The sequence below is a fragment of the Anaerobium acetethylicum genome, from assembly GCF_900096945.1.
Classification (GTDB): domain Bacteria; phylum Bacillota; class Clostridia; order Lachnospirales; family Lachnospiraceae; genus Anaerobium; species Anaerobium acetethylicum.
The window spans coordinates 26,918-42,433 of the sequence record NZ_FMKA01000032.1 but is presented as its reverse complement, the minus strand read 5'-3'; the positions used below and the strand labels follow the sequence as shown (position 1 = coordinate 42,433).

Genomic DNA, 15,516 nt, shown 5'->3' with positions numbered 1-15,516 from the left:
ACGCACAATGTATGGTCGATGCAGTCAAAAGCTTTTAGCTGCAAAACTTATGTACGAGCCTGATTAGGTTTGTACGAAGATGTGAGGAAGAACCATTTTCATTTTACAATAAACACATAAGGACCTGTTGGCGGAGTTAATATTTGAACCAGTCTCCACCCTTCCGTTGCATATCCCTCTACTATAGTGTGATAGTCTTGTTTTGTTTTTGTCTCAAAAAATCCCTTTAATTCTAATCTGACAAATTTGTATTCATACATTTAAATCTACCCCCATTCATTTATTTGGTTTTTAATACGCAACATGTAGCGGTTACGAAAATACTTCCCTTGGATTAGCAATGTGAATTTTCACCTTTTTAATCTTGTTCAACGTCTTCAGAAATCCCGCAGTATTTATATAGGCAGGTAATAACTACATACCCTGCTATAATTTGAAAAACGGGTACGAAATTCATTCCGAGTTTTGTATATCTCAAAAGTATACTTTGCACATACGGGATATTGATGCATGCAATATGATAGGTCAGAGAAAAGAACAGTGATGGCAATCCTACCAATACGATTTTAGGAAAGTTGATTTTCCACTTCCCATTTTTTTTGATTTCCCCAATGAAATGGCCTAACCCTAGAAATATGCCTATAACCAAATTAAATGCAAACAGAACAGTAGTTAAAAGAAGGTAGCTGCCATCAGCCCCCCATGTACTTTTGTAATAAAATTCAAGTTTACCAGTTACATACTCCTTCGAAAATACCACTATATTTAGTGCAAGGATGTATAAGCAATACTTTAACCATAAGTTTTTTCTCATCATTGACCTCCTCCGGGTTTTATGAATGGCAATATTTTTCAGCGAAAAAACCACGTTGAATTCCCTTATATTGAACAGAACTGTTCACATCTTATCACCTTCGCAAATCCCAATGTTATGTTTTGTCTTTTATTCCATTTTTGTTAAAACCTTACTATTATGTTACCAGTTTCTTACATGTTTCGTCAATCTCTATTTGAACCGAATTATTAGTTATTTCCCGGATTGCTTCCTTTATCTATCCGACTGACTGAATGGTTACGTTAAGCAACAATTCCTAGATAAAAAGTATGCTTTATAATAGACAACAGAATTAAACTAATTTATAATGATATTTAAAATGTAACTGTTCAGAACCCTCGTCTCGCGAGGCGTTTTTATGCTGAATTTGCATAAAAACCCGAGACATGCCTGCGCGAAATTGCTGATTTTGCAATTTGTGCAGTTCATCTGTGACTATGAAGAACGTAGTCCTGAATAGTTGCTTTATAACAAATATGGAGGATAATATTATGTACGAGATGAAACCTGAATTCTTTACCGGAATCGAATTAGTTGATACTGAGCATGCTCGTCTATTTGAATTGGCAAACGAAGCCTATGAATTAATGCAGGATGATTTTACGCCAGATAAGTATGATTACATTTTAAGTATCTTAAATAGTCTGAATGATTATGCGAAACAGCATTTTAAAGACGAAGAAGCTTATATGGAATCCATCCAATACAAGCGTTTATTTACTCAGAAGATTGAACATCAGGCTTTTATTAGTAAATTAGAAGAATTTGACCTTGAGTCAATCGATGAAAATCAGGAACAGGCTATCCTTAGTATACTCACCTTTTTAAATGACTGGTTAGTCCAGCACATCCTTGAAAAAGATTTGTTGATTGGTAAATAGGCGCGCAACTGTTCAGACCCCCTGTCTCGCGAACGTTTTAATGCTGAGTTTGCATAAAAACCTGAGACATGCGCGCACCAAATTGCTGATTTTGCAATTTGTGTGCATCATTTGTGTCATAGGATTCACTTTTCTATAACATAAAAACTGCTGGCAAATGATCTGCCAGCAGTTTTTTTATTACCGGAACCATACTTTATTCTCACATGCCGCCGAGGCAGCCTTGCGGATCCGATTACGCCTGGTCTCCGGGCGCTTTGCTTCCTTTATCCATACAACTACCTGCAGCTGGTCGCTGTTCCTCCAATTCTGAAAATTTTTCATCGCTTCGGGCACCGCCTTCAGTGCCGCTTCAATATCTTCCGGCATCTCCGGTTTTTCCTTTGAGGTATAAGCCGTCTGCCAGCGTCCGTTCGCCTGGGCTTCGCGGACCGCCTTCATACCGGCCTCCGTCATCCTGCCTGCCGCAATCAGCTCCTCGGCCCGCTTCCGATTGATCTGCGACCAGATGCTATGAGGCCTCCGCTGCGTAAACCGCACGATGTAGCCTTCCTCTCCGAGGCTGCGCATCTGACCGTCGATCCACCCAAAGCAGATGGCTTCCTTTACCGCATCAGACAGCAGAACCCCGTCGCCGCTGGATCCGGCCCTTTTTATCTTCAGCCAGACAGGCTTATTGCTGGCGTGGTTTTCTGCCAGCCAGTCATGCCACTCCTGCAGGCTGTGGCAGACAAGCCAGTCTAGTGGGATTTTTAAATCTGTCATGACAGCCTCCTTCTTGTTACCTCGGTACCTGGTACCGTATCGGGTACGGTAGCGCCTTGAATCTGTCACGATAATTTCGCACGTTGTTCACATAATATTCACAATTTATTCACGATTCATTCACAGTACCTGGTACCACCGCAGGTACAGAGCTCTTCTTCTCCTCATGAATCCTGATATTCTCCGCCACCCTGAACCTGACGATCCTTTCAATCAGTTCATAGGGAATCGGCTGTTCCATGGGAAACTGCACCGAGCCTTTGGCCCATTTGTATTTTGCGATTTCCTCGTTGAATGCTTCGATTCCGCTTGGAGCCGGATAGAATCCGATATGGGTTTTGAAGGCCGCGAAATGCACTAGGTTCCCATACAGATAGAAAGTAGGCATCTGGTAGCTGATCTTCTCCACCGCATCCGGGGCTGCCTCTTTGATTACGGCACGGAGCCTTTCAAGTTTTTCCCTGACTTCAGGTTCGAACTGCCGGATATATTCATCGATTGTCGTGTATTCCGCATTGCTATTTCCCATGATTTCCCTCCGGTTTCTAACGCCCGAACCATTGTCAGGCACCATAAAATTTCGCAGCTAATTCTGCAACTATTTCCACAATTATCTTCTACAGCTATTTCCGCAATTATTTTCTATAGCTATTTCTGCAACTATTCCTGTAACTTTTTCTGTAACATTTCTATGACTGTTCAGCTCCCCTGTCCTGGGAAAGTTTCCTAAGTGCCTCATCCGCTGCCAGCTTTCCAGTCAGTATGGATACAGGAAGTCCCGATGGACTGAAGGACCACTGGCCGGCCTGTAAGACATCCGGTATCGGGGTATATACGGAACGCCTGATTTTCTTAAATCTGCTTTCTGCCGGAATGCTGTCTGTAAAGGCCCACCCCGTAATAGCGCCGTCTGCATTTCCGGTGATCCGCTCGATGGTCATGGGCGTTGAAGAAAATGTATCGATTACCTTGTCCCGCATTCCCGGCATAATCGTCCTGTCCATAAGGGCCGTTATATGGTCCTCGCTGAAGGCCTTGAATTCCTCATACCAGCCATTTTCCTTTATGATTTTAGCCAGCCCGTAGTCCATGAGCGTGCTCAGGATCAGGCCGGTTTTCCCTGGTGGGGCCAGGCTGCCATCCCTTACCGCAGGGCAGGAAATTTCGTATGTCGTTAGGTCGTAGTATCTGCCGAGCCATGATTTGATCTCATCCTTGTCCGCCGATAAAGGATCCAGCAAATCAAGTTTCGACATCCCCTCTGCCGACGGCGTGAAAAACATATGCGCCCCGAACACGTCCTCGAACAGGCTTCTGTCCATATCGACCGTCATATAGACGGTATAAATGGAGTCCCCCCCCGACCTTTCCCTGACAAGCTTCCTCTGGGCATCCACTTTCGTTTTCGCTTCCCTGTTTTTTATGGAATTCAGGTCTATGGCTGTATAGAGCTTTTTCATGTCGGCAGCCCATATGAGCTGTTTGTATCGGAACTCACGGCCGCCAGCCGTCATGACCGACCCAGCCTCTGCATCGACGCTGGATATTTCCGTATTTTTCAGGATGGTTCCGCCCTTCGCCTGGATAAATTCTTCCATCTTCCGGATAAAGGTTCCGGTTCCGCCCTTCGGATAGCTATAATCCAGATAGAGGCTGAAGTAGCCCAGGGCGAAAAAAGACGGCGTGTTTTTGAAGAAATGCTGGGTTATGATGTCAATCAAAGCCTGATTATCCGTAAAGCCGGCCAGATATTCGCCGATGGGAGCTTTCAGCTTCATCGCCTTATGGATATTGACCTGGTACCTGGCCAGCCAGGGCAGCAGCGTCTTGACAAGGTATTCCCTGTCTTCCTTCAGGTCCCTGAAAAGGGGATTGTCGACGCCATAAAGCACGTCCATATATCCCATCACCTTTTCTATCTCATCGGTTATCTTCCTGATATCCCGAACATTGCCCGGAAATTTCCGTTCAAGGAGCGCGCGGTAATCATCGAGGCTTTCTTTAGATGAGAGCCTCACGGAATCCTCCTCTATCCTTATTAAAATAGGGTTTTCCAAAAATTCCATGTCTATTCCCAGCTGCTCCAGCATGGGCTTTACGATTCCAGAATTTTCTATGGCCCTGATCCCCCGATCGAAGGTATATCCCTTGTAATCAAAGGAACCTACAAGTCCACCAACACTTGTTCCTCTTTCGCACAGCAATACCCTGGCTCCGGCATTGCTGAGGTACGCTGCGCTCGTTAATCCGGCAATCCCTGCCCCCACAACTATGACATCATAATATCTCGCACCCGCCATATTCAGTCCTCCTTACCCGAAAGAAATTTTATTACCGCTCTGATTTCTACCGGTTTCCCAAGCCTGATATTTTCTACACATCTTTTCTCGCATTCCGCAAGAATTTTATCCTTTTCCCTGTCATCATCCGTCTTCAATTCCGCCTTGCGCCAAGCCTCGAACTCCTCCGCCAGCCTCCGCGCCCCGACGAAATTCCCGACAGTGACTCTCCTCATGATCCCCCGTACATCAAGCTCCACGCCCTCGTTACAGGTCGGATGCTCGCAGTACTGGCATCTCGATGCCTTCAGCATGATCTCACGGACTGCCTCAGGATATCCGGCATACAGCCTGTCTTTTGTAAAAGGCCTGTCAATCATGTTCACGAAATTTTTCATGCCATGCCTGTATATATAGGGCTCGCGTCCCAGCTTCTTCAGCACTGCATTGGCAGCTGACAGCCCGGAAACGGTGACAGCCGGGGTTCCGGTTCCCATGACCGTGGACTCGCCGCAACAGAACAGGGTATCCCATCCGCTTTTCGTATGCATACGCTTGAACATATGCTGGCCAAGCATCTGCTTCGGGCCTGCAACAGCGCCACCGTTTTTGTTGGTGTAGCGCTCTATGGTCGCAGGAGTGGCAACCTCCGCATACCTGACTCCATTGGTGATCCCGGGAAATCTCTTTTCCAAGACTCCCAGAAGCCTTATTTTTTCTTTTTCTTTTTTCTGGCTATATTCCAGTGTGTTTTCCGGATCCCACTTCTCAAAGCTGGGCCCAATAGCCGCCACTACATGGCCGTCCTCTTCGCACAGCGTGCGGTCGTCGATGCTCAGTATATAGGCCGTGACCTCGCTTTCATCAAGCTGGTCCGGATTTCCCACAAGCATTTCCACAGGCATGGTGTCCTCAGGGATGACCCCTTTATCCACATAGGCATAGAGCACGACACTGGGATAGGTCGGGACCATATTGCGGGCCCACTCCATCTTCTCTTTTGACAGATACTCTTCCCCGATCAGCTTTCCATAAAGGTTCCATACCGTTCCCGAATATATGATATTGTCGGCATAGAGGGTCTCGCCGTCTTTCAGCTCCACCCCTGACGGATTCCCGGACTCAAACAGAATACTGACCGCTTCCCTGCCCAAAAGCATGGTACCGCCATTCTCCTCTATGACCTTCTCCAGCTTGCCTGGCAGAAACACCGTCGAACCTGCAGGATAAAAGCTGCCGCCCACATGGTTGTCCACAAACATGATTGCTGCCATGATTGCCGGCGTCTCTTCCACCGTCGTGTAGCAGTAGGTCGAGGTCAGCTTGTCAAAGAACTTGAATATTTCAGGGTCGCCGAAATATTTTTCCAGCAGGCTTTTTGCGCTCTTGTTCATAAAGCCCAGAAATCTGGCATAGGAGAAAGGATGTCTCACTACCCCCTTCAGGGAATTCCTTCCATCGTTTTCATCAGGGGTTGAAAATACCGGATTTTCAACCATGACATGCTGGTACATCCGGGTAAGGTCACTGTAGAACCGCTTGATATTTTCTTTCTCTGATGGAAAAAACTCGCCCAGTTCCTCAGCAAACTTCTCAGCATCAGGCCAGAATGTAATTTTCCTGCCCCTGTAGTTGACCCGGTACAGGCAGTCATGTTTGATCATATCGATCTGCTCTTCCAGGCAGTTGAACACGAATCTGTGGGGATTGAACCCCTTTTCGCCAAAGCCGTACAGCATGGCCGCACCCTGGTCGAATGTGATGCCGTCCCTTTTGAAAGTCCCGCAGGATCCTCCCGGATTATAGCTTTTCTCTATTACAGCGGTTTTTATGCCCCTTTTCGAAAGCAGTGCCGCCGCCGTCAGGCCGGATAGTCCCGCCCCAATCACGATCACGTCGTATTTCATGTCTGTCACCCTCCCTGCATCGATTTCAGTTTGGCAGTGTTCCACACGCTTTTGTGGAATACTTGTGAATGCTTCTCGTTGCTGTTTATTTTGTTATTGTCAGACTATATAATTATATAATATACTGTTAACATTAATCAATCAACATCATATTCAAATACCTGCAATCTTAGCAAGATAATCCGTTAGAGAATGATACCCCGCTAAATATAGCACGTAACAAACCCCAGATTTTGCAAATTCAAAATCTGGGGTTTCCTTTTTCAGATCCAGCCCTTTTAAAGAGATATCCAAGGTTAAATCCTATAAAAACGAAAGGCAGGAGCATGACCAGGATGACTGCAAAGGCCGGCCATTCATTAAGTACCAGGTTCATGGAAAACAATCCATTTAATGTAAAATAGTCTGCTATGTCAATTCCCAGTACATGAATGAACAGTGGCAGGGTCAGAATACCTAAAGTCAGGGTTGCTGCCTGAATGGTGTTTTTTCTCATTACGGCCAGTACGAAGATCAGAAGTGCTGTTAATACAGCCATTATAAAACGATAGCCGTAAATCATCAAAAGAAAGGAAACTATTGACAGGGAAGCCAGCTTATTTGAAGCCATGGCAGGGATTGATCTTACCGGAGCAAAAATCTGCGATAACCCATAAACCTTTCCAACATGCCATAATTCTGGCAGATAACTGATCAAATAAACTAAAAGAGTAATGAAAAAACATAGTACAAGTTTTACCCTGAGAAGCTTTCTTCGCCCAAATGGGAGCGTAGTAATAAGTTTTATCATACCTGTGGAATATTCTTTCGAAAAATATTCCGCAAATATAAATACCATAAAAAGAATCATGATAATTGCCTGTACAAAATCAGTACTATATGAATCATACCCAAGACCAAAAAGGTTCAGATAACCGGTATCATAAACAAGGGGTAAATTATTCTCTTTTGTATAGTTATATTGTGCTACCACCCTTTGAAAACCATCCCTGCTCTCAAGATTATTAGATACCAGTAAATTAACAGCTGAAAATTCCTCCATTGAAATCTGATTGTTTTGATATTTTATCTGTGCTTCTGTAAGCATCTTTTCATATTTTTCTATCCTGTTCTGCTCAGATATAATGAACCCGTCTGTTTGATCTGTGATATCCCCCTGAATGCCCTGCATATAATTTCTATAATAATATTCATTTGTTCCCAGGTAGACAGGCTTTTGCGAAAAGATCCAGCCTTCAGTTAAGATCAGCAGCAGAATAAGAAGAAGGCCTTTTTGCCCAATCAGAAGTCTGTAATTTTCATGGACAAACAGGTTCACGACAGGGGTCCTTGCCTTTTTCTTATTTGTTTTCCTTAAGTATCTTACAGTGCTGTCCCATTTGTCAGATGAAAAAGTAACTATATTTAAAGTGAAAATCAAAATGGTCAGGATAATCAAAAACAAGAATGATACCGGAATAATGTTTACCGGAATTTGGAAAATATTCAGATTGAAATAAAACCGAAAAATGGAGTTAACATCTGCGAGTGGAATTATATTGATATAATGAAGAAGCTGTAAGCCTGAGTTTCCATCAATAAAGAAATACAAGGCAAATTCTGTAGCGAAAAGGATAAAACTATATACATAAATACCTATCGTATATTTTGATTTTAAGGCTGTCAGTAAGATAAAGAATCCTGTCACCATATATACCATGAATTTGCACAGATAAAAGAGAATCAAATACTGTTTTACATTTAATAATAAGGCTGAACCGTCAAAGCCCCTTATGGACTGTATAGGAGCCTCAAGATTTATGCTTCCGTTTTTTAAGCAGGCAGCTATGTAATCAGAACCCCAGAATATGATTGTCAAAAAGAAAGATGACAGTATGATTAGTCCCAGTTTTGTCAGGATCAGCTGGAAACGGCCTTTTTTTGTGCTTCTTAAAAGTTTATAAAGCCCTTTTTCCTTTTCATATATGGTCATCCATGCAATTATAAAAAATAAATTCAGGATTATAAATACATCTGTAATATGAAAGCTCGTCATATCATAAAAAGCCTGGCTGTTGTTAAAAGTCAGGGTGACCTCCTTAAAAGGAGCAAACGCCCTGGCTGCCTTCGCAAAATTTTTTCTGGAAAAATCAGAACTATCCTGAAAAATCGAGATTTCCGACTGTTCTGCCTGTGCCTCTATTTCTTCAATATATGCAGGATAATTTTTTATCTGCAAAGCCTCTGTTTCCAGTTTAGTCGCCAGCAGCTGTTCATAGACAGAATTATCCGTAAAACTATGAGTCTTAACAGGAGCTTCTGTCTTTACCTGATTCGAATATTCCATAATAAAGTCAATGCGTTTATCTTCCGGCAAGGAAAATATATACTCACAGGCTTTATTACAGACAGAAGAAGGTAGTCCATAATCCGCTTCTTTTGTCATGAGCATAGCTGAATTCAAAAATACAGTAAGTGCCAGTACAACAAAAAAAGACCAGCGTAAAAATGTTTTTTGGGATTCCTTAAAAAATAATCTCACCTTAGCCCTCCACCTGCAAGTATGAATTGCTATCACCAGGATCACAACTGCTTTCACCAGAACTATAATTATTTTCAAAGTAATACAGGTATACATCTTCAAGGTTTGGCGTTACCCTTCTGTAAGAATAACCTGCCGGCTCTATATCCGATATTATCCTTACATTTAAATATTTTCCTTCCTGACTTATATTGCTTACTATAAATGTATCTTTTACTTCATTCAGATTATTTTCTGTAATCTTAAGATCATAAACTTTACCGTTTAACTCAGCCACCAGAAGAGATGGTTCAAGTTGTTTTAAAATATTCCCGTCTTTTATAAGAATTACCTGTCTGGCAATATGCTCTATATCAGAAACCACATGTGTCGCAAATATTACGATCTTTTCATTGGCGATTTCAGATACAATATTCCGGACCCTGATCCTTTCTTTGGGGTCGAGTCCTGCAGTAGGCTCATCCAGGATTAAAATTTCCGGATCATTCATGATTGCCTGTGCTATCAGAAGTCTCTGTTTCATCCCACCTGAAAATGAACTTACTTTATCCGATTCTTTATCCGAAAGATTAACAAGGGCCAGAACTCTTTGTATTTCTGATGCAGCCGTCTTTTTATCCATCCCTTTCAGTGCAGCTATATAAGACAAAAATCCATAGGCAGTAAAATTATCATAAAGCCCCTGCTGCTGTGGCATAAATCCCAGAATTGAACGATAGTTCTTCCCCATGGAATGAATTTCTTTTTTGTCATAATAGATACTGCCTTTATCAGGAATGAGATTTTCTGTGATCAGGTTCATCAGGGTGCTTTTTCCTGCACCATTAGGTCCAAGAAGTGCATGAATACCAGGTGTAAGCGTTAAATTCACATTATTTAACGCTGTTTTCCTCCCATAATTCTTTTTAATATCTTTTATTTCTAAAACCATTGTCTGCCTCCAGTCCATTAAGTAAACTTGAAAAATCAAGTTAATGTATGGCTATTTCCTTTTTCCTTCCTGCGTAAAAATCATCTTTTGACATCATGGAATAAGTCATGTCATTATTATGCTGAATATAAACATAATCCCCGGCATCAACGATGAAATCAGCATTTAGATCCAGATTCTTTAATTCCCGGCTCTTTTGATTTTCATACTTCATATAGGAATAATTATCCTTACCTTTTTCTTTGTATATGGCACTGTCTGAAAGCAGAAAAGCGCCCTCACTGCATTCCTTAAGTTTCTCCAGCCTGTCCTCATCAGAATCATATTTAGCCAGAATACATGTTGGTTCTTCTCCCGCATTATCTTTTTGTGATGATCTTAACATCATAAAAATATTATTATTGTATGATATCGTATCATATATATAATAATCATCGAAATCCTCAAAAACCCTGTCATAACTTCCGGTTTCTATATTATATCTGTAAAATTCATTATGATGTATAGCCTCTTTAAAATTAGTACCATCAAATTCCTTTTCAAAAAAATTATAATTAAGGTAGATATCATTTTCCCTTGCAGATAATACCTCCATACCCCCATTGTAATTTAGTTGATCTTTTAATAAAGCTGTTGTTTCACCTGTTTTTAAATTCACCTTATACAGGTTTGAAGCAGTTTCTCTCCCGGTTGTGATAATGCCATCCTTTTCTTCCTTTATTCCACAGTTTCCTGTTACATAAAGACATTCACCCTTAACAGCATAACTTTGTATAAATTGTGCTTTTATTTTTGCAACAGTCTGTTTTTCCTCCCTGTGCAGATTGGATCTGACCAGAAGGATGCTCTGTCCGGTATCCGTCAGATCAGGTTCAAATATGTATAGTTCCTTATTAATAACAAAGCCAGTCAGATAAGCTGCTGAAGGAATATAGGCATTGCATTTTTCTTCAGCTGGGGTATTTTCATTCCATGAACTGTGTTTACAATTTGCTTTATTACAAACAATTACATCCTTTTCAGAGGCAGTGTCAAAAAAATAAAGAAAGCCTTCCGGATTGCGGTGGTAGGTACCAGACTGGCTTTTAATAACAGATTCAAGATTTGAAACAAAGAAATCATCTTTTCCAGTCTCTATGGTTTTTGCAGCCTGGTTTGTCTTGCCACAACCTGATAAAAGGGTCATAAATAAACTGATGCAGACTAAAGAGATGAGCTTATGCCCTATATGTTTTTTCATACTGCCTCCTTACTTAGAATCAGCTACAGAACTTATGTCTTTTGCTGCCTTCCAGTCATCCAGTTGTTTGTTCGCAGCCTCTATTATCTTATCGATACCCGCTGAATGTAACTGACGGTTCAGCTCATCAATAGTCTGCTCCACGTTTTCACAGTTCAGGGAAAAGAGCTGATTAGCTGTAGGATTAGGAATACCTCCCGTTTTTTCTGTAGTGTAAGGCTTGTATACATTATTACAATCCTGTATTTCCTTTGCCAGTGAAATGAAATCAAAACGGAACCCCTTTGGAAGTGAGCCATAGAATTTCTCCTGAAATCCACTGGCATAGGCCAGTTTATCCCTGGACATTGCTTCAGTTGGCAGGGTAATTAGGGGATTGGTATACTGATAACCAAAATGACGGGTTATCACATTAGAAGACTGTTTATTCAACTTGACCTGGTTATTCCCATTCAGACTATAATCATTTCCTTCTTCTCCAAACTGAAGGAAGTTGGCAAGTTCTTTATTAGTAAGCAGTTCTTCCATAAAGTCAAAAGCATACTCTTTATTTTTAGTCCAGGAAGAAATCCCCACTTTGTTATCACCAAAATAAGGTGCCATATATGGCAAGCCTGTATCAGGAATAATATAAAAAGTTTCCTCTTTACTTCCAGTAGGAATTGTTATCTCATATGGCTCTGTTCGATAATTATCTAATCCATACATATTTAAAGAAGTTGCAAAGGCGGTTCCTTCGATACCGTTTTCCTTATCACAGATGGTATCAAGGAGTCCGCTTTTCTTCCAGTTGAACAACTTATTGATATATTGCTTATATTCTTCTGTTTCAGTAACATTAATAAACTTATGATCAGGTCCATATCCTAAGGTCTGACACGGCTGTTGTATCCAGTAACCCAGAACCTCTGGAACAAAATAGGCTGAGTAGATTCTATAAGGCGCAATGCCTGTTATGGTCTTTACTTTTTTTAAGATTTCTTCATTTTCAAATATATTCTGGGACAGTTCTTCTTTTTGTATATTACATTGATCCAGGATATCCTTTGAATATGCAGTTCCCATATACGTGGGCTGCGTAGCTGAAAGCCCATATATAATATTATTTATTTTGGAATAATCAAGATCTGTTTTAGGGATTACAGCTCTTATCTTATCCCCCTTTGTTGAACTAAGAATCTCATCCAGTGGAAGAAAAATATCATTTTCAGCACAGGTAGAATACATGCTTATACTGTTTTTAATATCTGCCATATTAGTGCGACCTGAAAGGACAGTTATAACATCTGTTTTTGAGCCCTTATCCCTGCATTCCTTTAAAAATTTTAACGGAAGGTCAGCAGGCTCCCCATCATCTGGATCATAAAAAAAAGCCACCTCAACCTTATAATTCTTATTTTCCTTTTCAAGGATCTTATCGATCTGCTTACTCCAGCTTTCTTTATCTGGAATAATTTCTTTGTCTTTTTCAGAGATTGGAAGGTGTACCCTCCAGACAATTTCAGTTTTGCTTTCTTTCTTTCTATCTGTTTTTGCTGCTTCCTTTCCCCTGGTACATCCTGTTGTTCCTGATATCAAAAGTATCATACACCATAACAATGCTGTAGTTTTTTTCAATTTCAATTTTACCCCTCCGTTTGATTAAAATATTCTATTCAGGGTGCGCTATTATTAATTAAATTGTAACTATTCAGGACCATGTCCCTCACAGTCACATATGATGCACACAAATTGCAAAATCAGCAATTTGGCGCACCCATGTCTCTGGTTTTTATGCAAATTAAGCATAAAAGCACCTCGTATGACAGGAGAGCTGAATAGTTACATTAAATTTTACTTTAAAACGATTTTTAATAGTATGCTGTAGCCTGTCCACCATAATTACTGGATGTAGTAGCTGAAAAAAAGTGGCAATTATTGTTATCAAGATAAATACTTCCATTCCAATAAGACTGATAAGATGTTCCGCCAGTATATAAGGTCCTGACAATTCCCCCCACAGTATAATTGCCGCTGCCTTTACCAATTGGAAAAGCCTGGCCACGCTGTGGTACTACAGAGTGACTTGTTGAATTATTATTACAAGTTACCAAAATATTATACCCATTTACAGAATTCGAACCACTTCCTGCAAATACCGTTCCCAAAGTACAACTTGCAAATAATGCTATCGCACAAAAGCCCATTAAAATTTTCTTTTTCATTTTATATCCCCCTTTTATACATTATATGTTTATACCGCACCCCGAATACCCAGAATTATAAGTTTACAAATGTCAAATGTCAAATTTTTATGCATTTTTTATATATAAAACTATTTTGTAATTATTTTTATTAAATTACAAAAACAAGTATGAGCAATTCCACTCAAAACAAACCATTGCATTATCTAAACTTGCACAAAAAAGCAGCCAGGAAACCAATTCAAGTTTCTCAGCTGCTTCTATATAATCCCTTAACAATCAGGATACATCATTTTCTCTTCCAACTCATTTCCCGCCGCTGTATCTATCCACGTGGAATCAAAAAAGTCAAATTCCGCCATACCGTTTTGTGCGAAAATACCAATATAGGTGCCTGTAAATGTCATGACCTCTGTAATCTCAGTAGCCAGGCCAGCCGTCCGCCCTTCCCCGATTGCAGTGAACTCCCCTCCGTCCAGACTGTACGAGAACAGATATTTATCCTTCGTCGACTGAATCCTTAAATCAATCATTTTCCCCTGGATTGCATGGGATGCAGCCACGCCTTCCAGGTCATATATGCATTTATTCAATTCGACCATTAATCCGCTTTCTCCTGACACGACACGGATTTCATAGTGATGGGTATCCATATAATAGGCAGTCAGTCCCGCTATGGTTCCTGCCGCCAGCTCCAGATTCAGGCGGACGGTCGTTTCTGTCCAGAATTCTTTCTGACGGATACCAAGGAATGTCGGTGAATGGGTTCCCCCGCTCAGTCCCTTCTTTTCCCCTTTCAGAATCATCCGGCTGTTCTTCCAGTCCAAGACATAGTCCTCCGGTTTCGGATTCCGAATATAATTGAATTCATGCGGAAGTCTGTCTTCTTCAAAGTCAGTATGGAAATTCGAACTCCTTTCGAAAGCTTCTGAAGGCAGCGGGCCCTGCATTTCAAGAGTCACCTTCGGGGTAGCCGGATAAGGCCAGTTGTCTTTCCATTCAACCGGTACCAGGTACGTATCCCTTCCCAGGTGATGCAGATGCGGTCCGATGGGCCTGACCCCGAGGCAGACCATCCACCAGTTTCCGTTATGGTCTTCCAGCAAATCAGCATGGCCGACGCATTGGACCAGTGCGTCATTATAATCACGATGGCTCAGAACAGGATTGTCCGGGCAGGGTTCGTAAGGTCCCCAGATGTTCCCCGAACGCTGTATCGTCACCATATGTCCGTACTCCGTACCGCCCTCTGCAAGAAGCAGATAGTAAAAACCGTTGATTTTGTATATGTGAGGCGCTTCCGGACACTTCCCTCCGCATCCGTAACTGATGGTCTTCTTTTTAGAAAGGATTTCCCCCGTATCAGGATTGATTTCAAACAGCACGATTCCCTGTCCCTTTTCATCAAATCCTGTCCCGCAATAATATGCTTTGTCTCCCTCAAAATAAAGCGAAGGATCAATTCCTCCATGTTCTATCCATACAGGCTCCGACCACTCTCCTGCCGGATCTGCAGCCTGAACAATGAAATTCCCCTTTCCTGTTTTTATCAGCTGGGTCATGTTGGTCGTGATCATATAGAACTTTCCATTATGATAGCGCAGGGTTGGGGCGAAAATGCCTGTAGACGGAAATGCGCCTTCCAGCGGCAATTGGGATTCCCTGGTCAGGCAATGTCCGATCTGTTCCCAGTTTGCCAGGTTCCTGCTGTGAAATAACGGCACGCCTGGAAAAAACTCAAATGTGGAGGTGCATAAATAATAGTCTTCCCCCGCACGGGCGATACTCGGATCCGGATAGAATCCCGGCAGGATCGGATTGTAATATGTGCTGTTATTAATCATCTGATATCTCCTCTGTTTTTTGTTCCTATTTATTGGCTGTTTGCTTTCTGCCTTTATTCTATCCATATTTTCATATAAATACTATGTTTTATCTTTTTCAAAATACGACTTTTGATAAGATGATGAGGCG

General features: G+C 41.6%; 13 protein-coding genes. 1 reads left to right on the top strand and 12 read right to left on the bottom strand.

The window, feature by feature from the left end; all coding sequences use genetic code 11:
* Window positions 1-98: 98 nt before the first annotated feature.
* Both BJR36_RS16510 and BJR36_RS16505 read right to left on the bottom strand, forming a co-directional pair.
* Complete coding sequence (locus BJR36_RS16510) at window positions 99-260, bottom strand: DUF4177 domain-containing protein (protein ID WP_091236398.1); 162 nt, start codon at window positions 258-260, stop codon at window positions 99-101.
* A 98-nt stretch (window positions 261-358) separates the two neighbouring features.
* Window positions 359-814: a hypothetical protein gene (locus BJR36_RS16505; protein ID WP_091236396.1), complete on the bottom strand. Its 456-nt coding sequence runs from the start codon at window positions 812-814 to the stop codon at window positions 359-361.
* A 512-nt stretch (window positions 815-1,326) separates the two neighbouring features.
* Here BJR36_RS16505 and BJR36_RS16500 point away from each other — a divergent pair.
* A complete protein-coding gene (locus tag BJR36_RS16500) occupies window positions 1,327-1,716 on the top strand; it encodes a bacteriohemerythrin (protein WP_091236394.1) in 390 nt (129 codons plus the stop codon).
* A gap of 180 nt (window positions 1,717-1,896) precedes the next feature.
* Here the strand turns inward: BJR36_RS16500 and BJR36_RS16495 are convergent, their stop codons facing one another.
* The 10 genes from BJR36_RS16495 to BJR36_RS16450 all read right to left on the bottom strand — a co-directional run bounded on the left by BJR36_RS16495 (window position 1,897) and on the right by BJR36_RS16450 (window position 15,386).
* The gene (locus BJR36_RS16495; RefSeq protein WP_091236392.1) at window positions 1,897-2,481 is read right to left on the bottom strand and encodes a YdeI/OmpD-associated family protein; all 585 of its coding nucleotides are present in this window, start codon (window positions 2,479-2,481) and stop codon (window positions 1,897-1,899) included.
* A gap of 109 nt (window positions 2,482-2,590) precedes the next feature.
* The gene (locus tag BJR36_RS16490) at window positions 2,591-3,010 is read right to left on the bottom strand and encodes an iron chaperone (RefSeq protein WP_091236390.1); all 420 of its coding nucleotides are present in this window, start codon (window positions 3,008-3,010) and stop codon (window positions 2,591-2,593) included.
* A gap of 160 nt (window positions 3,011-3,170) precedes the next feature.
* Window positions 3,171-4,781, bottom strand: a complete 1,611-nt coding sequence (locus tag BJR36_RS16485; protein ID WP_091236388.1) for a phytoene desaturase family protein — start codon at window positions 4,779-4,781, stop codon at window positions 3,171-3,173.
* 2 nt (window positions 4,782-4,783) lie between these two features.
* Window positions 4,784-6,667: an FAD-dependent oxidoreductase gene (locus tag BJR36_RS16480; RefSeq protein ID WP_091236387.1), complete on the bottom strand. Its 1,884-nt coding sequence runs from the start codon at window positions 6,665-6,667 to the stop codon at window positions 4,784-4,786.
* Window positions 6,668-6,908: 241 nt separating this feature from the next.
* Complete coding sequence (locus BJR36_RS16475) at window positions 6,909-9,188, bottom strand: ABC-2 transporter permease (RefSeq protein WP_091236386.1); 2,280 nt, start codon at window positions 9,186-9,188, stop codon at window positions 6,909-6,911.
* A 1-nt stretch (window position 9,189) separates the two neighbouring features.
* Window positions 9,190-10,119, bottom strand: coding sequence for an ABC transporter ATP-binding protein (locus BJR36_RS16470; RefSeq protein WP_091236384.1), 930 nt, complete (start codon window positions 10,117-10,119; stop codon window positions 9,190-9,192).
* A 40-nt stretch (window positions 10,120-10,159) separates the two neighbouring features.
* Window positions 10,160-11,359, bottom strand: a complete 1,200-nt coding sequence (locus BJR36_RS16465) for a hypothetical protein (protein ID WP_091236382.1) — start codon at window positions 11,357-11,359, stop codon at window positions 10,160-10,162.
* A gap of 9 nt (window positions 11,360-11,368) precedes the next feature.
* Window positions 11,369-12,982, bottom strand: coding sequence for a DUF3502 domain-containing protein (locus tag BJR36_RS16460; protein WP_091236381.1), 1,614 nt, complete (start codon window positions 12,980-12,982; stop codon window positions 11,369-11,371).
* A 227-nt stretch (window positions 12,983-13,209) separates the two neighbouring features.
* The gene (locus BJR36_RS16455; protein ID WP_091236379.1) at window positions 13,210-13,563 is read right to left on the bottom strand and encodes a hypothetical protein; all 354 of its coding nucleotides are present in this window, start codon (window positions 13,561-13,563) and stop codon (window positions 13,210-13,212) included.
* Between the two features lie 251 nt (window positions 13,564-13,814).
* Window positions 13,815-15,386: a glycoside hydrolase family 43 protein gene (locus BJR36_RS16450; protein ID WP_091236378.1), complete on the bottom strand. Its 1,572-nt coding sequence runs from the start codon at window positions 15,384-15,386 to the stop codon at window positions 13,815-13,817.
* Window positions 15,387-15,516 lie beyond the last annotated feature (130 nt).